This is a genomic window from Serinicoccus kebangsaanensis (assembly GCF_008919445.1).
GTDB lineage: Bacteria > Actinomycetota > Actinomycetes > Actinomycetales > Dermatophilaceae > Ornithinicoccus > Ornithinicoccus kebangsaanensis.
In genome coordinates this window covers 36,878-61,744 of sequence record NZ_VSLG01000001.1, presented here as the reverse complement: position 1 = coordinate 61,744, position 24,867 = coordinate 36,878, and the positions used below count along the sequence as shown (strand labels likewise).

The following is a 24,867-nucleotide window of genomic DNA, read 5'->3' as shown; positions in this document are numbered from 1 at the left end:
CTCCTATCCAACCACGAGCCGCCGACACACCTTCCCGTGGTTCGATGAGAGGTATGCCCCACTCCCCCGCTCTGCTCCGCGACCTGGTCGCGACCACCGCCACGGACCTGGGCCCGGACGCCCCCACGCTGTGCCCGCCCTGGACCGTCCGCGACCTGCTGGCCCACCTCGTGGTGCGTGAGTCCCGGCCGGACGCCCTCCCGGGCGTCGGTCTGCCGGTGGCCGCCCTGCAGCGGCACACCGAGCAGGTGCAGCGTGGGGTGGCGGCCCGCCCGTTCGCGGCCCTCGTCCAGCAGGTCCGCTCGGGACCCGCAGCCTGGTGGCCGACGCGCCTGCCACCGCTGGACCGGGCGGTCAACGTCGCCGAGCTGGCCATCCACCACGAGGACCTGGTCCGTGCCCAGCCCGGTTGGCAGCCGACGGTCCTGCCCGAGGAGGTGCAGCGTCAGCTCTGGTCGACCGTGCGGTCCGCGGGACGGATGCTCTACCGCGGTGCACCGTGCGGCGTCGTGGCGGTGGCGCCCGGGTACGGCCGCGCCGCGCTCCGGCGCCCCCCGGCCGGGCGCGGCACCGTGGTGCTGACCGGCCCACCGCTGGAGCTGCTGCTGCATGCCTTCGGGCGGGACCGGGTGGCCCGCGTCGAGGTGTCCGGCGGCGACGCCGAGCTGGCGGAGCTGGCCCGGCACCGACGCTCGGCCTGATCGCCGCCCCCCGGACTGCCCAGGGGCGTGGTCCACACTGAGCACATGAGCAGCGCCCGCGAGCAGGCCCGAGCGGCCGGCCACGCCGTCTTCGACCCCCTGCGGGAGGAGATCACGCCCGGTGCGGCGCGGACCCGGCTGCTCCGTCTCCGCACCCGCGCCTGGCTGATCCTGCAGGCCGCGGCGGGTGCGGTGCTCGCCTGGTTCATCGCGCACGACCTGCTCGGCCACGCGCTGCCGTTCTTCGCCCCCATCACCGCGATGGTGTGCCTGGGCCTCACCTACGGCGACCGACTCCGGCGGATCGTCGAGCTCACCATCGGCGTCGCGATCGGCGTGGGCATCGGGGACCTCTTTGTCCACTACTTCGGCACCGGGCTGTGGCAGATCTTCGCGGTCTGCGTCGTCGCCATGTCCCTCGCCGTCCTCGCCGGGGCAGGACAGCTGCTCATGATGCAGGCCGGCATCCAGGGGGTCATCATCACCACCCTGGTCGCCAGCGAGGGGCAGGCCTTCAGCCGCTGGCTGGACGCCGCGGTGGGTGGCGGGGTGGCCCTGGTCATCGCCATGCTCGCGCCGATGCGGTCCACGACCAAGCGGCCCCGGGAGCGGATCATCGGCCTGGTCGGCCATCTCGCGGAGGTCCTGACCGACACCGCCCAGAGCCTGCGCAACCGCGACGTGGGCCGGGCGACGCGGGCGTTGCAGACCGCCCGTGGGCTCTCGGCCGAGCTGGAGGCGCTCCAGGACACGACGGCCGAGGCTGCCGCCGCCGCCCGGCTGGCGCCCCTGCTCTCCGGTGTGCACCGGGCCGAGGTCCAGGAGATCAAGGCCCTGCTGCAGCCGCTGGACCTGGCGATCCGCAACGTCCGCGTCCTCGCGCGGCGGGCCGAGGCGGCCGTCGGGGACCGCGACTACGTCCCGGACTCCTACACCGACATGGTGGAGGGTCTGGCCGAGGCCGCCGCGGTCCTGCAGGAGAAGCTGGAGCGTCGCGAGCCCCTGGGTGGGGCGCAGGAGGAGCTGGTCCACCTCGCCCGGCAGTCCACCTGGGGGCACTCCCGGGCGGGGCTGTCGGCAGAGGTGCTGCGGGCGCAGGTCCGCTCCACGGTGGTCGACCTGCTCGTGCTCTCCGGCATGACGACCGCCGAGGCCCGCCGCCGGGTGCCACCCACCAAGGACGAGATCGACCCGTCCGAGTAGCGGCGCCGGTCAGCGCTGGTGGTGCTCCACCAGGGCCGCCAGGCGGGACGCCTCCTGCTGGGCCCGTCGGCCGTCCGCCCGCTGGATCGCCATCACGGCGAGCTCCTCGGTGTCGGTCAGCTCCAGCACCACCCACGGCGCGCCGCTGGAGAACCCGACCTGCACCACCTGGCTCCACTCCAGCTCGTGCCGTCGCACCAGGTTCACCACCACCAGGCCGGTCGCCGACGGGACGGCCCGGATCAGGGCATACCGCCAGAGGAAGGCACCCATCGCCAGGCCGAAACCACCGATGAAGACCCGGTTGAGCAGCGACATCATCGGGCTCGCGCCGGCATAGCTGGGGCCGAGGACGGCGATCAGCCCGAAGATCAGCACCGCGGCGATCGCGGCCGCACGCGCCACCCGCGCCCCGGTCACCGGCCGGAAGGGGGCGTACGGGTCGGACGTGTCGCTCATCGCGGCGCACCGGCCTCGGCGTCACCGTGAGCGGGACCGGCACCCGTGACCGCACCCTGCGGCGCCTCGTCCCGCGCCGCCCTGGACCACACGACGAAGCCCCAGAGCACGAGCCCGCCGTAGACGGCATACATCACGGCCGAGGGGTAGTAGCCCGAGTGCCACAGCAGCGGCACCCCGACCAGGTCGACCGCGATCCAGACCAGCCAGAAGTCGACCCAGCCACGCGCCATCGCATAGGTGGCGAGCATCGACCCCACGAAGATCCACGCGTCCGTCCAGTAGTACCACCGTGGCGCCGGCCACCCGGCCCCCACCAGGGAGAACACCCACTGGGCCAGCACGATGAGGACACCCGCCACGACGAGGTATGCCGTCCGCTCGACCGTCGTGGCCCAGCGCGGGGTGATCGCGGGCTCACCCTTGGCACGGGTCCGGCGGGAGCGCTGCCACCGCCACCAGCCGTAGACGCTGGTGGCGATGAAGAAGACCTGGCGGGCCGCCTGCCCGAACAGGCTGTGCTCCTGCGGGTTGGCGAACCACACCCCCATGAAGACGGTGAAGAGCAGCAGGTTGCCGATGATGCCGACCGGCCAGGCCCAGACGGTGCGGCGCATCCCGAGCAGCGCCGACGCGAAGCCGAAGGCGTTGCCCACGACCTCGCGCCAGGCGATGGTGTAGCCCGCGACCGAGAGCTCGGCGTAGAACAGGTCGCCCCACAGGTCCACGCCTCACACCGCCTCGGCCGCGGCGCGGCGCAGTGCCGCGACCGCCGCGGCCACGTCGTCGGCGCCGTAGACCGCCGACCCGGCCACGAAGACGTCGGCCCCGGCCTCGGCGCACCGGCCGATGGTGTCCTGCGCCACGCCCCCGTCGACCTGGACCCAGATCTCGCCCCCGTGCCGCCGCACGGCCTCCCGTACCTGACGCACCTTGGCGAGCTGGTCGTCCATGAACGACTGGCCGCCGAAGCCTGGCTCGACGGTCATCACCAGCACCATGTCCAGCTCGGGCAGCAGGTCGGCGTACGGCGCGAAGGGCGTGCCCGGCTTGAGGGCCAGGGCGGCCCGGGCACCGGCGGCGCGGATCGCCCGGGCGGTGCCGACCGGGTCCTGCGCGGCCTCGACGTGGAAGGTGACCGAGGCCGCGCCCGCCTCCGCGTAGCCGGGTGCCCAGCGGTCGGGGTCGTCGATCATGAGGTGTGCGTCCAGCGGCACCGGGCTCACCCTGGCCAGGGCCTCGACCACGGGGGCGCCCAGGGTCAGGTTGGGCACGAAGTGGGCGTCCATGACGTCGACGTGCGCCCAGTCGGCGGTCTCGATCGCCCGCAGCTCGGCGGCCAGGTGGGCGAAGTCCGCGGCGAGGATGGACGGGCTGATCTGCAGGGTCGCGGGCTCGGCCATGACCTCAGTCTAGAGAGCCGTCACGGCGCCGCAGCAGGGCCACGAACATGCCGTCGGTCCCGTGCAGGTGCGGCCACAGCTGCGCCCACGGTCCGTCCCCGGTGCCGGTGAGCTGGGCACCGTCCCGGTCGCGCAGCAGCGGCCGCACGTCGACGAGGTCGACGTCGGCCCGTCGCTTGAGCACGTCCCTCACCACCAGCTCGGTCTCGGCCAGGTGGGGTGAGCAGGTGGCGTAGGCGACCACCCCGCCGGGGCGGGTGGCCGTCAGGGCCGAGTCCAGCAGCGCCCGCTGCAGCGGGCCGAGCGTGCTCAGGTCCTGCGGTGAACGGCGCCAGCGCGCCTCGGGACGGCGGCGCAGCGCCCCCAGGCCGGTGCAGGGGGCGTCCACGAGCACCCGGTCGAAGGTCGCTGGTTCGGCGGCGCCCACGTCGCGGCCGTCGCCCACCGTCACCTCCACGTCGGCACCGCCGTGGACCGGCCCGACGAGGGTGTGCCGCACCAGCTCGGCCCGGTGCTCGCTCACCTCGTTGGCCCGCAGCCGCGCGCCCTGCTTCCCCGCGAGCGCGGCCAGCAGGCCGGCCTTGCCCCCGGGACCCGCGCACAGGTCCAGCCACCGCTCGTCCGTCCCGGGCAGGGGCGCGGCGGCCAGGGCCAGGGTCAGGAGCTGTGATCCGGCGTCCTGGACCGCGGCCCGGCCGGCGGCGACGGCGTCGATCCGGCCGGGGTCGCCCTGGCCCAGCTCCCAGGCCGTCGGGGCGACCGCGGCCGGCGTCGCGCCCGCGGCCCGCAGCTCCTCCTCGGCGCCGAGTCCGGGCCGCGCGGTCAGCGTCAGCGGCCCGGGCGAGTTGTGCGCGGCGAGCAGCTCAGCCAGCTCACCGGCCTCGAGCGCGCGGGCGCCGCGCGCCGAGAGCAGGGCGGACCGCAGCGCCCGCACGATCCACTCCGGGTGCGAGTGCTCCAGCGCCAACCGGGCGACCTCGTCCTCGAGCGGCCCGACGAGCCGGTCCACCCAGGCGGACCGGTCCTGCCCGGCCACCGTGCGCAGCACGGCGTTGACGAATCCTCCGGCACCCTGGCTCACCTGCGCCCGCGCCAGGCCGACGGTGGCGCTGACCGCGGCGTGGTCCGGCACCCTCATCCCGAGCACCTGGTGCACCCCGAGCCGCAGGATGGTGCGCACGGGGCTGTCGATCTCGGAGATGGGTCGGCTGGCGGCGTCGGCGATGACCGCGTCGTAGAGCCCGCGCATCCGGAGCGTGCCGTAGGTCAGCTCGGTCGCGAAGGCGGCGTCCCGACCGGTCAGTCCTGCGGACCGCAGCGCTCCGGGGAGGACGAGGTTGGCAAAGGCCTCGTCGGTGTCCACCTGGCGCAGCACCCGGAAGGCGACCGAGCGCGCCGGGTCCGCCTCACGGGCACGTGCGGCCGGGGTCTGCGCGGACCTCCGCCGCGGGCCGCGCCGGTCCTGCGACCGCCCCGATGCCGGTCCCCTCCGGTCTCCGGGACGGTCTGGGCGACCCTGCCGGCGCTCAGCCATCGAAGCGCTCGCCCGGCGCGGGGCGTGTCCCGCGCGCCCAGTCGAGAGCATCCATGGCCCGCTTGCCCTGGGCCTGCACCTGTCCCAGCCGCACCGCGCCACCGGCGGTGCCGACCAGCACCTCGGAGCGTCCGACCCGGATCTCCCCCGGCGACAGGACCTGCTCCGGCGCTGCGTCGGTCGTCACCGGCTGCACCGGCCCGATCTTCAGCCGATCCCCGCGGAAGCTGGTCCAGGCGCCCGGGGCCGGTGTGCAGGCCCGCACCAGCCGGTCGACCGCCAGGGTCGGCTCGCTCCAGCGCACCCGGGCGTCCGCCACCTCGAGCTTGGGCGCGTGGCTGACGCCGCTGGTGGGCTGCGGCTCGGCGGTGACGACACCGTCCTCGAGCGCGTCGAGGGTGGCCACCAGCAGCCCCGCCCCGGCGTGCGCGAGCCGCTCCAGCAGGTCGCCGGAGGTGTCCCTCGGGCGCACCGTCTCGGTCAGCCGACCCAGGACCGGGCCGCTGTCCATGCCTTCCTCGAGCCGGAAGGTCACGGCGCCGGTGACGTCGTCACCCGAGCGGAGGGCATGCTGGACCGGGGCGGCGCCGCGGTAGGCCGGGAGCAGCGAGAAGTGCAGGTTGACCCAGCCGTGCCGGGGCTGGGTCAGCAGGTCCGGCGGGACGAACAGCCCGTAGGCGACGACGGGGCAGGCCTCCGGCGCCCAGTCGGCGAGCCGGGCGGCCACCTCGGGGTCGCGCAGGGAGCCCGGTGTCAGCACGGGTATGCCCGCCTGCTCGGCGACCTCGCGGACCGGGGAGGGTCGCAGCGACCGGCCCCGTCCTGCCCGGGCGTCCGCGCGGGTGAGGACACCGGCCACGTCGTGGCGGGAGGTCAGCAGCGCCCGCAGGCTGGGGACCGCCGCCTCGGGGGTCCCGGCGAAGACGACGCGCACGCCCGGTCAGCGGCGCGGCTGGTCGTCGGTCCCGTCGACCTCGACGACCTCCGCCTCCCGGGAGGCCTGGTGGAACTGGTCGGCGTCGACGTTCAGCTCCACGACCTCCTCGCCCTGCTCCCGCAGCAGCTCGTGCCGGTCGCGCCGGCGCCGACCCTGCTCCAACGGGTCCGGGACGGGGGCGGCCGCGATGAGCCGCTGGGTGTACTCCTGGGTGGGGTTCTCCATGATCTGCTCGCGGGGTCCGGCCTCGACCACCTTGCCGTTCTGGAGCACGACGACCTTGTGCGCGAGCAGGTCGATGACCGCCAGGTCGTGGCTGATGAACAGGCAGGCGAAGCCGAACTGCTCCTGCAGCTCGGCGAAGATCTTGAGCACGCGCGCCTGCACCGAGACGTCGAGGGCCGAGGTCGGCTCGTCCGCGACCAGCAGCTCGGGGTCCAGGGTCAGGGCCCGGGCCACGGAGATCCGCTGCCGCTGGCCACCGGACACCTCGTGCGGGTAGCGGTTGTAGACCTCGCGCGGCAGGTGGACCGCGTCCAGCAGGTCGTAGACGCGCTTCTCCCGCGACTTGCGGTCACCGACCTGGTGCACGACCAGTGGCTCGGCGATGCACTCGCCGATGGGCAGCCGCGGGTTCAGCGAGGCGGCCGGGTCCTGGAAGATCACGCCGATCCGCTTGCGCAGCGGCTTGAGGTCGCCCCGCTTCATGCCGGTGATGTTCTCGCCCAGCAGGCGGAACTCGCCGGCCGCCGCGGGGATCAGCCCCAGCGCGCACCGGCCGATGGTGCTCTTGCCCGAGCCGGACTCGCCGACCAGCCCGACGATCTCGCCCTGGTGCACGTCGAAGCTCACGTCGTCGACCGCGCGGAACGGCGCCTTGCCGAGCCGCTGGTACTCGATGACGAGGTTCTTCAGCTCGATCGCCAGGGGGGCGTCCGCGTCGATCTCCTCCTTGACGCGGATGTCCATCTGCCCGCGGCCGTGCCCCATCCTCGGCACCGACCCGAGGAGCATCTTGGTGTACTCGTGGTTGGGGTGGAGCAGCACCTCCTCGACGGTGCCGCGTTCCACGATCTCGCCCTTGAACATCACCGCGACGCGGTCGGCCATGTCGGCCACCACGCCCATGTTGTGGGTGATGAGCAGGATGCCGGTGTTGAGCTTGTCCTTGAGCGAGCGGAGCAGGTCCAGGATGTCGGCCTGGACGGTGACGTCCAGCGCCGTCGTGGGCTCGTCGGCGATGATCACCTTGGGGTCGCAGCTGATGGCGATGGCGATGACCACCCGCTGGCGCTGCCCGCCGGACAGCTCGTGCGGGTACTTCCTCATCTGCCGCTCGGGCTCGGGGATGCCGACCATGCCGAGCAGCTCGATGGCGCGCTTCCACGCCGCCGCCCCGCGGGAGACGCCGTGCAGCTCCATCGACTCGACCATCTGGGTCCCGATGGTGAGGACGGGGTTGAGCGCGGTCATCGGCTCCTGGAAGACCATGGCCACGTCGTTGCCGCGCAGCCTGCGCATGTTGGACTCCGAGAGCCGGCCCACCTCGCGCCCCGCCACGTCGACCTGGCCGCCGATGGTGGCGTTGCGCGGCAGCAGCCGCATGGCGGTCATCGACGTGACCGACTTGCCCGAGCCGGACTCGCCCACCAGCGCCACGACCTCGCCGGGGCGCACCCTGAGGTCGACGCCCTTGACGGCGTGCACGCTGCCGAACTCGGTCTTGAACCGGACGTCCACCTCGGTGAAGGCGAGGACGACCTCCTCGTCGCCGGTGGGGGTGCCCGAGCCGGTGTAGACCGGCTGGCCGGAGCCGCTCTGCGTGGTCGTGGTCATCAGTCAGCCGTCCTGTTCTGCCGGGGGTCGAAGGCGTCGCGCAGTCCGTCACCGAGGAAGTTCACCGACAGGGCGATGCCCAGGATCATCAGGCCGGGCCACCAGAACAGCCAGGGCCGGGTGAGGAAGGCGTTCTGGTAGGTGGAGATGAGCAGCCCGAGCGAGGTGTCCGGGGCACGTACGCCGTAGCCGAGGAAGGACAGCGCCGACTCCAGCAGGATGGTCGCGGCGATCGCGAGCGTGGCGCTGACGATGATGGTGCCGATGGTGTTCGGCAGGATGTGCTTGAAGATGATCCGCCAGGGCCCGGTCCCGATCGCCTCCGCCGCCGTGACGAACTCCCGCTCGCGCAGCGACAGCACCTCGCCCCGCACCAGCCGGGCCAGGCCGGTCCAGGTCAGCAGGCTGAGCATGAGGGCCAGCCACCAGATGCCGGAGGCCATCTTGCCGACGACCGCGGCCAGGACCAGCAGCGGGATGATGATGAACAGGTCGGTGACCCGCATGAGGATGGCCTCGACCCAGCCGCGGAAGAAGCCCGCGATCGCCCCGATGAGGGTGCCGATCACGGTGGAGAGCAGCCCGACGGTGAAGGCCACGATGAGCGAGCGCTGCGTCCCGCGCATGGTGAGCGCGAAGTAGTCCTTGCCGATGGTGTCCTGGCCGAACGGGTGCTCGCCGATCTGGAAGGGCCAGAGCTGCATGGTGGGCCGGCCGCCGTCGACGGCGGCGCCGGCGTCGTAGAAGGTCTTGTCCCACCAGGACGGGATGAGTCCGTAGCCGATCGAGGTGAAGGCCATCACCGTGATGAAGACCAGCACGAAGAGCGAGACCATCGCCCCGCGGTGCCGGAAGAACCGGCGGCGGACCAGCTGGCCCTGGGAGTAGGACTTCTGGCTCAGGTCGATCTGCTTCTCGACCGAGTAGACTTCCTCGACCGAGCTCGCGGCCGGGGTGTGCTCCGGGTCGTCCGGACGGTGGTTGTCGGTCATCGCAGCGTCCTCAGGTCGGTCGAGCGGGCGGGGCGGTCAGCGGGATGCGGTAGCACGCGCACGGGCCTCACCGCCGGATCCGCGGGTCGAGGGAGGCGTAGGCGATGTCGGCCAGCATGTTCATGATCACCGCGGCCCCTCCCGCGACCAGGTAGTAGGCCATCACGGGGTTCGGATCGACCGTGTCCAGGCCGAGCCGGAACATGGCTCCGAGCCCGCGCCAGCCGAAGATGGTCTCGGTGATGACCGCACCGCCGAGCAGCGAGGCGAAGTCGAAGGCCACGATCGTGGTGATGGGGATGAGCGCGTTGCGCAGGGCGTGCTTGGTGAAGACCACCCGGTCCGAGAGCCCCTTGGAGCGCGCGGTGCGGATGTAGTCCTGGTTGATCGTCTCGAGCATGGAGCCGCGGGTGTACCGGCTGTAGGAGGCGATCGAGATGAGGGTCAGCACGATCGTGGGGAGCACCAGCTGCACCCCCCAGTTGAAGATCCCCTCCCAGAAGTCTCCCTCGAACCGCTCCGGGATGATCCGGTTCTCCCCGATCGTGCTGACCGGGCGGTTGCCGGCCAGCTCCAGGAACCCGGCCCACCCGCGCAGCAGCTTGTCCATGAAGATGAGGAAGGCCATGCCCAGCGCGGTGCCGACGCTGACGGTCATCGCGGTGCGGCGCTCGTAGCCTCCCATGACCCAGCCGACGGCCAGGCCCACCACGACCGTGACGGCGGTGAGGGCGAGGATGACCAGCCATCCCGACGGGTCGTCCAGGATCGGGCCGGTGACGAAGTAGGACACCAGGCCCAGGGCGATGGTGACCAGCCCGGCATACGTCACCTTGCGGTTGGACAGCCCGACCGTCATCACCAGCATGAAGCCGAGCGCCGCCACCGCACCGACGATGATCAGCGGCAGGCCGAGCGCCGGCTGGACCCACCACTGCACCTGGTCGAAGGCGAAGACCAGGCCGAAGACCACCGCGAAGGTCACCAGGCCGGTGACGACCTGTCGACGCAGGCTGCCGCCGAGCACCGAGGCGACGGCCAGGGCGAACAGCAGCGCCACCAGCGCCGTGACGGTGATCGACACGGCCGGGTCCGCGATCCAGTTGTTGAAGCGGATGGCGCCGAAGTCCTTGAGCAGCACCGCGGCCCAGAAGACCGGCAGCGAGTAGAAGAGGAAGGCGGCGAAGGTGATGGTGTAGTCGAAGCCGGAGTACTGCCGGATCGCGGACAGCACACCGAGGGCCACGCCGATGAAGATGGCCAGGAAGGTGGCGATGGTCACCAGCCGCAGGCTCGCCCCGGCGGAGGAGAGCAGCAGGTTGTTGACGTCCGCGCCGTCCCGCGCGGTGCCGAGGTCGCACTGCAGCACGAAGCAGCGGCTCACGCCGGTGAACCACCCCAGGTAGCGCTGCCACCACGGGTCGTCCAGCCCCATGTTCTCCGTGCGTGCGGCCATGAGCTGGTCGCGGTTCTCGGCCCGCGACTCGCGCAGGTCCTGGAGCGGGTCTCCCGAGTTGATCGTGAGGACGTACATCAGCACGGAGCCGAGGAACATGATCAGCGCGGAGATCGCGATCCTGCGGAGGATGAACTGGAGCACGGGTCTGACCTTTGCGGTGAGGGTTCACGGCGGTGTGACGGACTGCCCGCAGACTCTAACCCCTCATCAGGGGTCGGGGCCACAGACACCGGCGGCCGTGTCACGGCCACCCGCCGAGCGCGTGAGCCGGGGGAAGGGGTGAGACGTGCGAGGGGCGGGAGGGCGCATACCCTCCCGCCCCGTCGCGGTCCCGGTCGTGGTGCGCCGCTGGCGCAGCCACGGACTCAGGTGGTGCGTGTCAGCTGGCGCGCACCCACTGCTCGGCGTTCCACGAGACACCGGTCTGCACCGACGTCGGCATGACGTTCTCCAGGGTGCTGTCGAAGCCGGTCACGCCCGGGTGGGCGAACAGCGGGATGCCGTACAGGTTGTCCCACAGCAGCTTCTCGATCACCTTGATCTGCTCCATGTGGACCTCGGGGTCGTTGGAGCTCGCCAGGGTGTTCCACGCCTCGTCGACCTCCTCGTTGGAGAAGCCGCCGAAGTTCTGCCCACCGTCGGTGGAGTAGATCGGCTGACCCGAGGCGATCTGGCCCGAGCCCGCCCAGGCGAACAGGGCGACCTCCCAGTCACCGGACTCCAGCGTGCCGCCGGCCTCGAAGAAGTCGGGGTTGCCGGCGTCGACGATCTCGAAGCCCGCCTCGTCGCACGAGGCCTTGATCTGCGCGACCTCCTCGGTGCGCCGCTGGTTCGGGGCGGAGTAGCCGATCCGCACCTCGACCGGGGTCTCCAGCCCGGCCTCCTCGAGCATGCCGGACGCACCCTCGATGTCGACCTGGTCGTAGCGACCGTCGTAGGCCGCGTCGACGACCTCCTGGTAGTCCTCCTGGAAGGGGAACTTCTCGCGCAGGTTCATGATCTGCGCGTCCGGGTTGATCGGCGCGATGAGGTTGTCGATGATGTTCTGCCGCGGCACGCACATCGCGAACGCCTCGCGGGCGGCCAGGCCGCCGTTCTCGTCGTTGAAGACCGAGCTCTCGGCGAAGTTGAAGTCCAGGTGCTCCCAGGTCATCTCGGCCGTGGTCTCGACCGAGACCATGTCGCCCATGCCCTCGAGCTGCTGCAGCGTGTCCACCGTGGCCTGCGGCTCGATGACGTTGATGTCACCGTTCTGCAACGCCTGCACGTGGGTCTCCGGAGCGGCGAACTTGAAGACCAGGTTGCCGGTCGCGGGGGCCGGGCCGTAGAACTCCTCGTTCGGCACCAGCGCGAGCTGGTTGCCGCTCTCCCAGGCCGCACCCTCCAGGGTGTACGGACCGGACGAGGGCACCAGGGCCTCGTCCTCGACCTGGTAGTTCGGGAACAGCCAGCCGGTGTTCCAGAACTCGGACACCTCGGCGACCGTCTCGGTCTCGCCGTCCAGGATGGCCTGGGCGAGCTCGTCCGGCTCCATGCCCGCCTGCTCGGCGGCCACGTGCGAGGGCAGCGCGCTGCTGACCAGCAGCTCCCAGTCCGGGTAGGGCTCGGGGAAGACGATGGTGAAGGTCTTGCTGCCCGGCTCGGTCTCCGGCGCCTCGGGGACGTAGCGACCGAAGGTGTCGGACACCGGGTCGAAGCCCAGCGCGTCGACGCCACCGAGGGACTCCGGGTTGGAGGAGGCCCACGTCAGCAGGTAGTCGTTCGCGGTGATCGGGGTGCCGTCGGACCAGACCGCGTCGTCGGAGATGGTGTACTCGACGGTCAGCGGGTCCTCGGAGGTCTGCTCGTAGGAGCCGAACCACTCGTTGGGGTAGATCGTGCCGTCGGTGCCCCAGTACCAGAACCCAGCGAAGAGCTGGTTGTTCACGACCGCGTTGTAGGTCGAGTTGGTGCTCGCGGTGTCGCCGTTGTAGGCGTTGTACTCCTCGGCACCGCTGGAGAAGGAGACGTTGTCGTCGTTGGTGGTGACCTCGCCGAGGTCGGCCTTCGCGGTGGAGCCCTCCTCGCCGCCCATGTCGTCGCCCTCGGACTCCTCACCAGAGCCCTCGGTCTCCTCCATGTCGTCTCCGCCGCCACCCTCGGCGGCGTTGTCGGTGTCCTCCGTGCCGCTGTCGGACGTGCAGCCGGCCAGGGCCAGGGCACCGGCCGCAACAACAGCCATGGTCGCGCGCCTGATCTTCAATGTTCCTCCTAGTGAATGGGCGTCTCACGCCGGCGGACCGCCCTGGTCCGCCGCACGCCTCTCTTCGACGCGCCGGGGGGTTGCAGTGGCAACTTAGACAGGCGCGGGCCCACCACGCCACTAAAGTGCCCACACGGTGACGCGATCGTTACGCTTTTGAGACTTCCGTAGCAGTGACGTCACGTCAACCGCAGCGGCTCCTGCGGTGCACCCTCCGGCCTACTGATCGGCAGGGTCGAGCACCATCCGGACGGTGTCCTCGGCCTTGCGCGCACTGCGCTCGGCGCGCAGCGTCCGCACCCCCCGAGCCAGGTCGGTGCCGGGTGCCTCCCGCACCGTGGCACGGGCGCGGTCGTCGCCCGGCACGGTGCCCAGCAGCACGTGCCCGGCCCGCGCGAGCGCTTGGGCGGCCTCGTCCACCGCCGCCACCGGACCGAGCAGGTCGGCCTGCCGGACCGCGGGAGGCAGCCCGAGCTCCGACCGCTCGGCCAGCTCGCGGCCCGCGAGCCAGGCCGGGTCCCAGCGGACCAGCGCCTCCACGGCCGGGATCGTCGCGTGCGGGGGCACCCCGCACAGCACCACCTGGCGACGCTGCCGGCCTCCTTCCTCACCGCCCGCGGAGGGCCGCCGCAGGGCCGCAGCCGCGCACCACCGTCGCAGCGCCTCCGGCTGGGCCTCGAGCGAAGCTCGCTCCAGGACCCGCCAGCCGTCGAGCAGCACGACGGCGGCATACCCGGCCCGGCACCACGGCTCCGCCCCGGGGGTGGCGACCACCAGCGCCGCGGTGTCGTCCACCCGGTCGACGACCCGGTCGCCGCCCGAGCTGATCACCCGGGTCCCGGGGAACGCGCGACCGAGCTCCTCGGCGGTGCGTCGCTCACCCACCCCCGTGGCGCGGCGGCGCGCAGAACCGCACTCCACGCACGTCTGCCCCGCCGGCACCTCCGCGGAGCACCAGCGGCAGCGGGCCTCGGACTGCCGGTCGCCCGCCCCAACCGGACCGTGGCACCGGGCGCACCGCACCGGGGTCCGGCAGTCCTGACAGGCCAGGGCCAGGACGTAGCCCTGCCTCGGGACCTGCACCAGCACCGGGCGTCCGGCCTCCAGCCCGACGCGCAGCGCCTGCCACGCGACCGTGGGCAGCCGGGCCGTGCGCGCCGCGGCGTCGCGGGCCTCCTGGTGGCCCTCCCCCGCCACCAGCACCGCGGGCGCCGCCCGCCGGAGCAGCTCGCGCTCGCCGGCCACCGGGGCGAGGAGGCCCTGCCGGACCCACTGCTCCACCACGACGCTGCGGGTGAACCCGGCGACGAGCAGGCCGGCACCCTCGCGGTGGGAGCGGCGGCGGAGCACCTCACGGACGTGCGGGTAGGGGGCGCGGGGCTCCTGGTGCAGGTCGTCGCCCTCGTCCCAGCAGACGACGAGGCCGAGGGACGGCACCGGCGCGAAGGCGCTCGCCCGGGTGCCCACGACCACCGGTGCGTGGCCGCGCAGGACGCGCAGGAACGCGGCATACCGTGCCTCGGGGCCGAGATCCGCGGTCAGCCGCACCACCCGGTCCTCGCCCACCGCCGCGGTCACCGGCCCGATGACGCGCTCGACGTCCCGCCGGTCCGGGACGACCACCAGCGCGCCCCGACCGCCCGCCACGGTGGCGGCGACCGCCTCGGCCACGGCCCGCGGCCAGTCCTGCTCCTCGCCCTGACCGGGGAGGGCCAGCCAGGCCGCGCCGGGCGCGCCACCCTCGCGCAGCCGGCGCAGCAGGGCCGGGCCGGCCGGGTAGCCCGACCAGGCGGTGGCCGGGGGCACCGGGAACGCGTCGGTCCCCGCCGCGGCGTCCGGGGCAGGGCCACGGCCCGGGTCGGCCGGGCGCTCGGGCACCGACCGTTCGGCGCGCGCGTGCCGGGGTGGGACGGCCAGCCGGACCGTGTCGGCCAGGGTCCCGCCGTAGTGGTCGGCCACCTCGCGGGCGACCTCGAGCACCGCCGGGGTGAGGACCGGCTCGGGGCTGACCACCGACCGCAGCGGGGTGAGCCTGCCCTGGTGCTCGGCCGTGCTCGCCCGGGAGAGCAGGAAGCCGTCGTGGTCCCGCCCGGCGAAGCGCACCTTCACCCGCACCCCGGGGCGCGCCTGCTCGGCGAGGTCGGCCGGGACGGCATACTCGAACGGCCGGTCGAGGTGGGCCAGCGGGGTGTCGACGAGGACGGTCGCGACCGGGTCGCGCTCGGCCAGCTCCACCTCGGAGGAGGGACCGGCTGCGCGCCTGCGGGGCCGGGCCGGGGCCGGCACCAGCTCCAGCTGCTCAGTCGTCATCGACGCCCGGCCCCCGGAGCCCTCAGACGGCGGCGCGCAGGGCGTCGACCCGGTCCAGCCGCTCCCAGGTGAAGCCGTCGACCAGGCCAGGGGCCTCGCTGCGGCCGAAGTGGCCGTAGGCGGCGGTCGGACGGTAGATCGGGCGGAGCAGGTCGAGCTGGTCCACCAGCGCCGCCGGCCGCAGGTCGAAGACCTCGGTGACCGCCTCCTGGATGCGCTGGACGGGCACCGTCTCGGTGCCGAACGTCTCGACGTAGAGGCCGACCGGGCGCGGGTAGCCGATGGCGTACGCCACCTGGAGCTCGCACCGGCGGGCCAGCCCCGCGGCGACGACGTTCTTGGCGGCCCACCGCATCGCGTAGGCCGCGCTCCGGTCCACCTTGGAGGGGTCCTTGCCGGAGAAGGCTCCGCCGCCGTGCCGTGCCATGCCGCCGTAGGTGTCGACGATGACCTTGCGCCCGGTCAGCCCGGCGTCCCCCATCGGACCGCCGATGGTGAAGACCCCGGTGGGGTTGACCAGCATCCGGTAGCCGTCGGTCTTGAGCTCCACGCCCGCGGCGTGCGCGTCGTCCAGGACCGGGGTGATGACCCGCTCGCGGATGTCCGGGGTGAGCTGGTCCTCGAGATCGATGCCGTGCGCGTGCTGCGTGGACAGGACGACCGTGTCCAGCCGGACGGCACGGTCGCCGTCGTAGGCGATGGTGACCTGGGTCTTGCCGTCGGGCCGGAGGTAGTCCAGCTCCCCGCTCTTGCGCACCGAGGCGAGCCGCTCGGCCAGCCGGTGGGCCAGGAAGGCCGGCAGCGGCATCAGCTCGGGGGTGTCGTCGCAGGCGTAGCCGAACATCAGCCCCTGGTCCCCCGCCCCCTGGTGGTCGTAGCGGTGGGCCGTGTCGTCGCCCCGGGTCGTCACCGCGTCGTCGACCCCGGTGGCGATGTCCATCGACTGGTCCCCGATGGAGATCTCCACGCCGCAGGTGCGCCCGTCGAAGCCCTTGTGCGAGTTGTCGTAGCCGATGTCCAGGATCGTCTGCCGGACCAGCTGTGCGATGTTGGAGTACCCCTGGGTGCGGACCTCACCCGCGACGTGCACCAGACCGGTCGTGACCATCGTCTCCACCGCGACGCGCGAGTGCGGGTCCTGCGCGAGCAGGTCGTCCAGGATGGCGTCGCTGATCTGGTCGCAGATCTTGTCGGGGTGGCCCTCGGTGACGGACTCCGAGGTGAACAGGCGGGTCATGGGACGACTCCTTCGCGGGGCAGCGGCTGCTGACTGACGCGGGTGAGTCTACGGGGGCGGTGGGACACACCAGGGCCCCCGGCCGACCTCAGGGAAGCAGCGGCGCGACGTGGTCCCAGATCGCCTCGGCGACGTGGGCCTTGGTCGCCGGACCCACGGTGACCACCTCGTCCTCGTCGGCGCCGGGGTCCAGCAGGTGCACCGTGGTGTGATCCTGGCCGAAGGTCTTGTCGGCGCCCACCTCGTTGGCCACCAGCAGGTCGCAGCCCTTGCGCTCCAGCTTGGCCCGCGCCAGCGACAGGACGTCCCCGGTGCCGTCGCCGGTCTCTGCGGCGAAGCCGACGAGGTAGGGGTCGCGCCCGCCGGTCTCGTCGCGCCGCCGCACCAGCCCCGCGAGGATGTCCGGGTTGCGCACCAGCTCGATGGTCGGTGCGCTCTCGTCCCCGGCACCGTGAGTCTTCTTGATCTTGGCCTCGGCGTAGTGGGCCGGGCGGAAGTCGGCCACCGCGGCCGCCATGACGACGGCGTCCACGTCCCCCTCCTGCACCAGGCCGGTGACGGCGCGCTCCAGGTCCAGCGCCGTCTGCACGTCCACCACGTCGCACCCGGCAGGGGCGGCCAGCTGGGCGTTCGCGCTCACGAGCGTGACGCGGGCCCCGCGCCGGGCGGCCTCGGCCGCGACGGCATACCCCTGCTTGCCGGAGGACCGGTTGCCCAGGAAGCGCACCGGGTCCAGCGGCTCCCGCGTGCCGCCCGCCGTGACGACGACGTGACGGCCGGCGAGATCGACGTCCCCCGTCGCGCCGGTCGGGGCGGGAGACCGACCCACCGCGGCCAGGGCGGCCTCGACGATCTCCTCGGGCTCGGGCAGCCGGCCGGGTCCGGTGTCCGCGCCGGTGAGCCGGCCGGAGGCCGGCTCGATCACGTGCACCCCGCGGTCGCGCAGGGTGCGGACGTTGTCCACGGTGGCCGGGTGGGTCCACATCTCGGTATGCATGGCGGGGGCCAGCACGACCGGGCACCGTGCGGTGAGCAGGGTCGAGGTGAGCAGGTCGTCGGCCAGCCCGTGCGCCGCGCGCGCGAGCAGGTCCGCGGTGGCCGGGGCCACGAGCACCAGGTCGGCCTGCTGGCCGAGCCGCACGTGCGGCACCTGGGGGACGTCGTCCCAGACCTCGGCGGAGACCGGGCGGCCGCTCAGCGCCTCCCAGGTGGGCGCACCCACGAAGCGCAGCGCGGCGCGGGTCGGCACCACCGTGACCTCGTGCCCGGCCTCGGTCAGCAGCCGCAGCACGGAGCACGCCTTGTAGGCGGCGATGCCGCCGGAGACGCCGAGGACCACACGCATGCCGCCGCCCCGTCCGCTCACCTCGGGACGGTGGGTCAGCTCTCGGGCGAGCTGGTGTGCAGCTTGCCCTGGTCGACCTCGTGCAGCGCGATCGACAGCGGCTTGTCGGTCGCGTCCGCCTCGACCAGCGGCCCGACGTACTCCAGCAGCCCCTCGCTGAGCTGGGAGTAGTAGGCATTGATCTGGCGCGCGCGCTTCGCGGCATAGATCACCAGGGCGTACTTGCTGTCCGCACGCTTGAGCAGGCTGTCGATGGGCGGGTTGGTGATGCCGTCGGGGTGGGCGATGGTGCCGGTTCCACTCACGCTTGTCTCAGTCCTTCGTTCGGGGGTCGACCATCAATGATACGAGTTCTTCGGCGGCCCGGGCGACATCGTCGTTGACGATGGTCACGTCGAACTCCTGCGCGGCGGCCAGCTCGGTGCGGGCGGTCTCCAGCCGGCGGTCCCGCTCCTCCTCGGACTCGGTGCCTCGACCGACCAGCCGGTGCACCAGCTCCTCCCAGCTCGGCGGTGCCAGGAAGACGAAGAGCGCCTCCGGCATCGCCTCGCGCACCTGCCGTGCCCCCTGCAGGTCGATCTCCAGCATCGTCGGACGCCCCCGCTGCAGCGAGTCCTGCACCGGGCCGCGGGGCGTGCCGTAGCGGGCGCGGCCGTGGACGGTCGCCCACTCCAGCAGCTGCCCGTCCCGCTCCAGCCGGTCGAACTCCTCGTCGTCGACGAAGAAGTAGTGCTCCCCGTCACGCTCGGTGGGCCGCGGTCGACGGGTGGTCGCCGACACCGACAGCCAGACGTCGGGATGATGCTCGCGCACGTAGGCGGCCACCGTCCCCTTGCCGACCGCCGTCGGACCGGCCAGCACCACCAGTCTCGGACCCCCTGCCTGGACGGCGTGCCGCGGCCCGGGCGCGTGTGCGGTGCTCAGCGGCCGCTGAAGTGGTCGAGCAGGTGGTGCACCTGGTTGGCGCCCAGCCCCCGGACCCGACGGCTCTCGGAGATCCCGATGTCCTCCATGAGCTGGCGTGCCCTGACCCGCCCCACCCCCGGCATCGACTCCAGCAGCGCCGACACCTTCATCTTGCCGATGACGTCGTTCTCCTTGCCCTCGGCGATGACGTCCTTCAAGGACCCCTGCGAGTTCTTCAGGCGGTTCTTCACGGCTGCTCGCTCGCGACGGGCGGCGGCCGCCTTGGCGAGGGCGTCGGCACGCTGCTCCGGCGTCAGCTCAGGAAGGGCCACGGTCCTACTCCTTCGTCGTCCAGTGCCCAGGGGAAACCCTGGTTCGGTCGAACATAGCGACCCGGAAGTCCCCGTGCCAACCCCGGAGCCGGCCGCTGCGGCGCAGGTGAGCGCGGGGACGCCGGGATCAGTCGGAGCCCATGGCGGTGGCCAGCCGCTCGGCCCACCGGGCAGCCGCCTCCGGGACCGCGTCCGCCCCGGCGCCGAGGATGCCGCGCGAGATCGGGACCAGAACCCGGCCCCGCGCCCCGCCGAAGGACCGGGCGACGTCGTGCTCGTCCGCCCCCTGGGCACCGACCCCGGGGGTCAGGACCGGCGCCGGCGAGTCCTCGACGCGCAGGCCCTCGGCGACCAGGTCGACCGTGGCGCCGAGGACCATCCCGACGTCGCCGCACGGCTCCTGGCCGGCGCTCTCCCGGTGCACCTCCCGCATGACCTGCTCCGCCACGGTCGGCCGGCCGCACCCCTGCACCTGGGTGCCCTCGGGGTTCGACGTGCGGGTCAGCACGAAGGCTCCCCGCCCGGTCTGGCGGGCCAGGTCGAGGGCCGGACGCAGCGACTCGTAGCCGAGATAGGGGCTCAGCGTCAGCGCGTCCGCCGCGAGCGGCGAGCCGTCGCCCAGGTATGCCTCGGCATACCCGAGCATGGTGGAGCCGATGTCGCCCCGTTTGACGTCGAGCACCGTGAGCAGGCCGCGCTCGCGGCACGCGGCGAGGACCTCCTCCAGCACAGCCACCCCGGCGGACCCGTGCCGCTCGAAGAACGCGGACTGCGGCTTGACCGCGGCGCAGGTCGGCGCCGCGCCCTCGAGGGCGAGCGAGCAGAACTCACGGACACCCGCGGGGGTGTCCGGCAGGCCCCAGAGCTCGAGCAGCCCGGTGTGCGGGTCCAGGCCCAGGCACAGCGGTCCGCGCGAGCGGATCGCCTCGGCCAGCCTGACCCCGAACCGGTCGGGTACGGGGCGGGAGGAGCTCTTCGGCTGTTCGGTCACGACGACACCATCCTTGTCTTCATCCGGTCCGGTCCGCAGGATCGCCTCGGCCCTCGAGGTGCGCGGCCACGCTCCACAGCACGGTCGGGTCGGCCCACAGCGCGGTGCCGAGCTGGACCGCGACGGCCCCGGCCGCCAGGGCGGCGTCGGCACTGTCCGGGTCGTGGACGCCCCCGGCCGCGACCATCGGGACCGGCGGCCACCGCTGCTCCTGCGCCGCCTGCGCCAGCGCCTGCACCCCGGACCGGGAGATCGCGCCGGTCGACGGCCCGGACCACCACCGCCCCCGGCCCAGGGGCACCGACCCGCACACGACCACGGCACCGGCACCGCCGGCGACCGCACCGCGGGCAACACCCACCAGGTCGGCCTGGAGCGCGGACAGCCGGGCCAGCAGCAGCAGGTCGCGGGGCGTCTCCTCGCGCAGCCGCGCCATCACCTTGAGAGCCTGCTGGTCGTCCGCGGCACGCAGGTCCACCTCCACGGCGCCCACCGCGTCACCCTCGAGACCACGGCACAGCCTCCCGGCCAGGGCCGCCGGCTCCGAGGGCGTCTGTCCGCGCACGACCACCACCGTCCGCAGCCCGCGGGTCGCGCACCAGCGCAGCCGGTCCACGGCCTCCAGCAGAGGTATGCCGCGGGCGGCGTCGTGCTCCACCCCTCCCGGCCCCGGACCGTGGACCAGGGCCGGACCGGGAGCGGCCGCGCCGGCGTGCTCGGCGACGACCGGGCCGACCGGCACCAGCAGCCGGTCCAGCGACCCGAACCGCAGCAGCCCGCGCACGTCGTCGACCGCGCCGGGCGCGATCCACACCCGTGGCAGCTCCTCACCCCGCTGCATCGACGAGCCACTCCCCCGGCACCACCGGGCCCTCCAGGCAGGCGCGCAGCATCCGCGCGCCGCCGTCGACCGGCACGTCGCACTGGCCGCAGATCCCGGTGCCGCACAGCACCGGCTCGGCCAGGTCCAGCGCGGCCACGCGCACCGCCCGGCCGGCCCGGCGGGCGGCCGCCGCCACCGCCCGCACCTGGGGCCGGGACCCGGCGGCGAAGACGACGGCGAGCTCCGGCTCGGCGTCCAGCCGGTCGGTCACGGCACGCTCCAGGTGGGCGCCCGTGGTCAGCACCACCGAGGCGGCCTGCCGACGCAGGGCTCCGACCTCGAGGTGACGGTCCGGGTCGTCGGCCGACAGCACCGCGTCCACCCTGCTCCCCCGGTCCCGCAGCTGGGAGACCAGCCACCGCAACGGCGTGACGGCGGCCTCGTGCCCGGCCACCAGGGCCGGGACCGGCTCGGCGGGCAGCCCGAAGCCGCGCCCCAACGGGCCGAGCAGCCGCTGCTCCTGCGCGGCTCCGAGCGGGTGGCCGGCGGGCACGACCACGTCCACCGTCGTGCCGTGGATCCGGTCCACGCTCACCCCGGCCACCCACAGCAGCGACGGCAGCGTCCGACCGCGGGCCGGGTCGCCCGGCAGCACGAGGAACTGTCCGGGGCGGGTCCGCTCCCACATCGGAGCCGGCGGCACCGACAGGCTCAGCACGTCATAGGCGCCGCTGGCCCTGGTGAGCATCACCTGGGCCTCCACCACCGGGGACGGGTGGGTGGCGGTGCCGGCGCGCGTCATCCCCAGGGCCTCATCCGGCGTCCCCGCCACGGGCATACAGGTCCAGCCGCCGCGCGTGCTCCTGCAGCGGCGCGACCGACAACGGACCGGCGCGCATCGCCTCGATGCCGAGCACCGCGACGGCGAGCTGCTGCACGGTGGTGATGATCGGCTTGTCCAGGGACGTGGTGGCCGCCCGGATCGCGTAGCCGTCGGCGCGTGCGTCCCGGCCGGACGGGGTGTTGATGACCATGTCCACCTCGCCGCCGCTGATCCGGTCGACGATGGTGCGGACCGAGCCGTCGGCGCGCGCCTCGCTGTGCTTGTGCACGACCTCGGCGGGTATGCCGTTGCGCCGGAGCACGTCGGCGGTCCCCTCGGTCGCGAGCACCGAGAAGCCGAGGTCGACCAGCCGCTTGACCGGGAAGATCATCGAGCGCTTGTCCCGGTTGGCGACGGACACGAAGACCGTCCCCTGGGTCGGCAGGCTGGAGCCGGCGCGCAGCTGGCTCTTGGCGAAGGCCGAGCCGAAGGCCGCGTCGATGCCCATGACCTCGCCGGTGGAGCGCATCTCGGGACCGAGGATGGAGTCGATCGCCTCTCCGGTCTGGGTGCGGAACCGGCGGAACGGCAGGATCGCCTCCTTGACCGAGAAGGGCGCGTCCCCGGGGAGGGACCCGCCGTCCGCACCGGTGGGCAGCAGGCTCTCCTCGCGCAGCTCGCCGATGGTGGCGCCGAGCATCACCCGGGCGGCCGCCTGGGCCAGCGGCACGCCGGTCGCCTTGGCGACGAAGGGCACCGTCCGGCTGGCGCGCGGGTTGGCCTCCAGCACGTAGAGGACGTCCTGGGCGAGCGCGAACTGCACGTTGATCAGGCCGCGGACGCCGATCGCCTCGGCCAGGGAGCGGGTCGCCTCCCGGACGGCCTCCAGCTCCGACCGGCCCAGGGTGAACGGCGGCAGCACGCAGGCCGAGTCGCCGGAGTGGATCCCGGCCTCCTCGATGTGCTCCATGATGCCGCCGACGTAGAGCTCGGTGCCGTCGTAGAGCGCGTCGATGTCGATCTCGACCGCGGTGTCGAGGAAGCGGTCGATGAGCACCGGGTGCGGCTCCTCGTCCGCGCCGACCGCGGTCGCCCGGCCGACGTAGTCGGTGAGCGAGTCGTCGTCGTAGACGATCTGCATACCGCGTCCGCCGAGCACGTAGGAGGGGCGGACCAGGACCGGGTAGCCGATCTCGGTGGCGACCGCGAGGGCATCGTCCACGGTGTATGCCGTGCCGTGCCGCGGCGCCGTCAGCCCCGTCTCGGCCAGCACCCGGCCGAACGCGCCACGGTCCTCGGCCAGGTGGATCGCCTCGGGCGAGGTCCCGACGATCGGCACCCCCTCGGCCTTGAGGGCCGCGGCGAGCCCCAGCGGGGTCTGGCCGCCGAGCTGCACCACGACCCCGGCCAGCGGACCCGCCTCGCGCTCGGCGTGGACGACCTCCAGGACGTCCTCCAGGGTGAGCGGCTCGAAGTAGAGCCGGGTGGAGGTGTCGTAGTCGGTGGACACCGTCTCCGGGTTGCAGTTGACCATCACCGTGTCGAAGCCGTGCTCGCGCAGGGTGAGCGAGGCGTGCACGCAGGAGTAGTCGAACTCGATGCCCTGACCGATCCGGTTGGGCCCCGAGCCGAGGATGATGACCGCGGGCCGCTCCCGCGGCGCGACCTCGGTCTCCTCGTCGTAGGAGGAGTAGTGGTAGGGCGTCTGCGCCGCGAACTCGCCCGCGCAGGTGTCGACGGTCTTGTAGACGGGACGCACCCCGAGCGCGTGGCGCACCCCCCGCACCACCGACTCCTTGAGCCCGGTGAGCTGGGCGATCTGCGGGTCGGAGAAGCCGTGCCGCTTCGCGAGGCGCAGCAGCTCCGGGGTGAGCCGACCCCCGGTGCTGGAGCGGGCCTCGGTCCGGATCCGCTCCGCGATCTCGTTGATCGCGGCGATCTGGTCGAGGAACCACGGGTCGATGCCGGTGGCCTCGTGCGCCTCCTCGACGCTCGCGCCGCCCCGCATCGCCTGCTGCACCAGCACCAGCCGGCCGTCGGTGGGCGTCCGGGCCTGCTCCAGGAGGGCCGTCGCCATCTCGCGGCTCGGCAGCTCCTCCGCACGCCAGTGGAAGCTGGTGTGCGCGGCCTCGGTGGAGCGCAGCGCCTTCTGCAGCGCCTCGGTGAAGTTGCGCCCCAGGGCCATCGCCTCGCCGACCGACTTCATGGTCGTCGTCAGGGTGGGGTCCGCGAGCGGGAACTTCTCGAAGGCGAACCGCGGCACCTTGACGACGACGTAGTCGAGCGTCGGCTCGAAGCTGGCCGGCGTCTCGCGGGTGATGTCGTTGGGCACCTCGTCGAGGGTGTAGCCGAGGGCCATCTTGGCGGCGATCTTGGCGATCGGGAAGCCGGTGGCCTTGGACGCGAGCGCCGAGGACCGGGACACGCGCGGGTTCATCTCGATGACGATGATCCGCCCGTCGGCCGGGTTCACCGCGAACTGGATGTTGCACCCGCCGGTGTCCACCCCCACCTCCCGGATGACCGCGATCCCGATGTCCCGCAGCTGCTGGTACTCCCGGTCGGTGAGCGTCATCGCCGGGGCGACGGTGATGGAGTCTCCGGTGTGCACGCCCATGGGGTCGAGGTTCTCGATCGAGCAGACCACGACCACGTTGTCGGCGCGGTCCCGCATCACCTCGAGCTCGTACTCCTTCCACCCCAGGATCGACTCCTCGAGCAGCACCTCCGTGGTCGGGCTGTCCTGCAGCCCGGCCCCGGCGATCCGCCGCAGGCTCTCCTCGTCGAAGGCGAACCCGGAGCCGAGGCCGCCCATGGTGAAGGAGGGACGCACCACGACGGGGTAGCCCAGCTCGTCGGCGGCCGCGAGCACCTCGTCCATGGTGTGGCAGATCGCCGAGCGGGCCGACTCCGCGCCGCAGCGCTCGACCACGCCCTTGAAGGCCTGCCGGTCCTCGCCCAGCTGGATCGCCTCGACGTTGGCGCCGATGAGCGGGGCGCCCAGGCGCTCCAGCGCGCCCGACTCGTGCAGGGCGATGGCGGTGTTGAGCGCGGTCTGGCCGCCGAGGGTGGCCAGCACGGCGTCCGGCCGCTCCCGCTCGATGATCGACTCGACGATCTCGGGGGTGATCGGCTCGACGTAGGTGGCGTCGGCGACGCCCGGGTCGGTCATGATCGTCGCCGGGTTGGAGTTGACCAGGATGACGCGCACGCCCTCCTCGCGCAGCACCCGGCACGCCTGCGTCCCTGAGTAGTCGAACTCCGCGGCCTGGCCGATGACGATCGGGCCGGACCCGATGACCAGGACGCTGCTGATGTCGTCACGCTTCGGCAC

The 24,867-nt window shown here is 73.1% G+C and carries 21 protein-coding genes; 2 read left to right on the top strand and 19 right to left on the bottom strand.

The window, feature by feature from the left end:
* Window positions 1-53 precede the first annotated feature (53 nt).
* Together FXF60_RS00275 and FXF60_RS00270 are read left to right on the top strand one after the other, a co-directional pair.
* Entirely contained in the window at window positions 54-701 is a 648-nt protein-coding gene (locus tag FXF60_RS00275) for a TIGR03085 family metal-binding protein (RefSeq protein ID WP_151523264.1), read from the top strand.
* Window positions 702-746: 45 nt separating this feature from the next.
* On the top strand, window positions 747-1,904 hold the full coding sequence (locus FXF60_RS00270) for an FUSC family protein (RefSeq protein WP_151523263.1): 1,158 nt from the start codon (window positions 747-749) through the stop codon (window positions 1,902-1,904).
* 9 nt (window positions 1,905-1,913) lie between these two features.
* Here FXF60_RS00270 and FXF60_RS00265 read toward each other — a convergent pair whose 3' ends face one another.
* The 19 genes from FXF60_RS00265 to carB form a co-directional block, all read right to left on the bottom strand.
* Entirely contained in the window at window positions 1,914-2,363 is a 450-nt protein-coding gene (locus tag FXF60_RS00265; protein ID WP_151523262.1) for a PH domain-containing protein, read from the bottom strand.
* Window positions 2,360-3,091 carry a nicotinamide riboside transporter PnuC gene (pnuC, locus tag FXF60_RS00260; protein ID WP_151523261.1) on the bottom strand — a complete coding sequence of 244 codons (732 nt, stop codon included), beginning with the start codon at window positions 3,089-3,091 and terminating at the stop codon, window positions 2,360-2,362. Before pnuC ends, FXF60_RS00265 begins: the two co-directional genes overlap by 4 nt.
* Before the next feature lie 3 nt (window positions 3,092-3,094).
* Window positions 3,095-3,766 carry a ribulose-phosphate 3-epimerase gene (gene rpe / locus FXF60_RS00255; protein ID WP_151523260.1) on the bottom strand — a complete coding sequence of 224 codons (672 nt, stop codon included), beginning with the start codon at window positions 3,764-3,766 and terminating at the stop codon, window positions 3,095-3,097.
* 4 nt (window positions 3,767-3,770) lie between these two features.
* Entirely contained in the window at window positions 3,771-5,300 is a 1,530-nt protein-coding gene (locus tag FXF60_RS00250; RefSeq protein WP_151523259.1) for an RsmB/NOP family class I SAM-dependent RNA methyltransferase, read from the bottom strand.
* Window positions 5,293-6,234 (bottom strand): methionyl-tRNA formyltransferase, encoded by a 942-nt coding sequence (fmt, locus tag FXF60_RS00245; RefSeq protein WP_151523258.1) that lies wholly within the window; start codon window positions 6,232-6,234, stop codon window positions 5,293-5,295. The genes FXF60_RS00250 and fmt overlap by 8 nt, the downstream gene beginning before the upstream one ends.
* Window positions 6,235-6,240: 6 nt before the next feature.
* Window positions 6,241-8,073 (bottom strand): ABC transporter ATP-binding protein, encoded by a 1,833-nt coding sequence (locus tag FXF60_RS00240; RefSeq protein ID WP_151523257.1) that lies wholly within the window; start codon window positions 8,071-8,073, stop codon window positions 6,241-6,243.
* The gene (locus FXF60_RS00235; RefSeq protein WP_151523256.1) at window positions 8,073-9,065 is read right to left on the bottom strand and encodes an ABC transporter permease; all 993 of its coding nucleotides are present in this window, start codon (window positions 9,063-9,065) and stop codon (window positions 8,073-8,075) included. Before FXF60_RS00235 ends, FXF60_RS00240 begins: the two co-directional genes overlap by 1 nt.
* A 67-nt stretch (window positions 9,066-9,132) precedes the next feature.
* Entirely contained in the window at window positions 9,133-10,665 is a 1,533-nt protein-coding gene (locus FXF60_RS00230; protein WP_151523255.1) for an ABC transporter permease, read from the bottom strand.
* Between the two features lie 238 nt (window positions 10,666-10,903).
* Window positions 10,904-12,745 carry an ABC transporter substrate-binding protein gene (locus FXF60_RS00225; protein ID WP_151523254.1) on the bottom strand — a complete coding sequence of 614 codons (1,842 nt, stop codon included), beginning with the start codon at window positions 12,743-12,745 and terminating at the stop codon, window positions 10,904-10,906.
* A gap of 240 nt (window positions 12,746-12,985) precedes the next feature.
* Window positions 12,986-15,076 (bottom strand): primosomal protein N' family DNA-binding protein, encoded by a 2,091-nt coding sequence (locus tag FXF60_RS00220; RefSeq protein ID WP_192796533.1) that lies wholly within the window; start codon window positions 15,074-15,076, stop codon window positions 12,986-12,988.
* A 22-nt stretch (window positions 15,077-15,098) separates the two neighbouring features.
* Complete coding sequence (gene metK, locus FXF60_RS00215) at window positions 15,099-16,313, bottom strand: methionine adenosyltransferase (RefSeq protein ID WP_151523253.1); 1,215 nt, start codon at window positions 16,311-16,313, stop codon at window positions 15,099-15,101.
* Between the two features lie 88 nt (window positions 16,314-16,401).
* The gene (gene coaBC / locus FXF60_RS00210) at window positions 16,402-17,658 is read right to left on the bottom strand and encodes a bifunctional phosphopantothenoylcysteine decarboxylase/phosphopantothenate--cysteine ligase CoaBC (protein WP_151523576.1); all 1,257 of its coding nucleotides are present in this window, start codon (window positions 17,656-17,658) and stop codon (window positions 16,402-16,404) included.
* Between the two features lie 35 nt (window positions 17,659-17,693).
* Complete coding sequence (rpoZ, locus tag FXF60_RS00205; protein WP_151523252.1) at window positions 17,694-17,963, bottom strand: DNA-directed RNA polymerase subunit omega; 270 nt, start codon at window positions 17,961-17,963, stop codon at window positions 17,694-17,696.
* A gap of 7 nt (window positions 17,964-17,970) precedes the next feature.
* Window positions 17,971-18,522, bottom strand: a complete 552-nt coding sequence (gene gmk / locus FXF60_RS00200; protein ID WP_192796532.1) for a guanylate kinase — start codon at window positions 18,520-18,522, stop codon at window positions 17,971-17,973.
* A gap of 56 nt (window positions 18,523-18,578) precedes the next feature.
* The gene (gene mihF / locus FXF60_RS00195; RefSeq protein ID WP_151523250.1) at window positions 18,579-18,896 is read right to left on the bottom strand and encodes an integration host factor, actinobacterial type; all 318 of its coding nucleotides are present in this window, start codon (window positions 18,894-18,896) and stop codon (window positions 18,579-18,581) included.
* A 127-nt stretch (window positions 18,897-19,023) separates the two neighbouring features.
* Window positions 19,024-19,887, bottom strand: a complete 864-nt coding sequence (pyrF, locus tag FXF60_RS00190) for an orotidine-5'-phosphate decarboxylase (protein WP_151523249.1) — start codon at window positions 19,885-19,887, stop codon at window positions 19,024-19,026.
* A 19-nt stretch (window positions 19,888-19,906) separates the two neighbouring features.
* Entirely contained in the window at window positions 19,907-20,728 is an 822-nt protein-coding gene (locus tag FXF60_RS00185) for a nitronate monooxygenase (RefSeq protein ID WP_151523248.1), read from the bottom strand.
* On the bottom strand, window positions 20,715-21,542 hold the full coding sequence (locus FXF60_RS00180) for an iron-sulfur cluster-binding protein (protein ID WP_202879505.1): 828 nt from the start codon (window positions 21,540-21,542) through the stop codon (window positions 20,715-20,717). The genes FXF60_RS00185 and FXF60_RS00180 overlap by 14 nt, the downstream gene beginning before the upstream one ends.
* Window positions 21,523-24,867, bottom strand: a complete 3,345-nt coding sequence (carB, locus tag FXF60_RS00175) for a carbamoyl-phosphate synthase large subunit (RefSeq protein ID WP_151523246.1) — start codon at window positions 24,865-24,867, stop codon at window positions 21,523-21,525. Before carB ends, FXF60_RS00180 begins: the two co-directional genes overlap by 20 nt.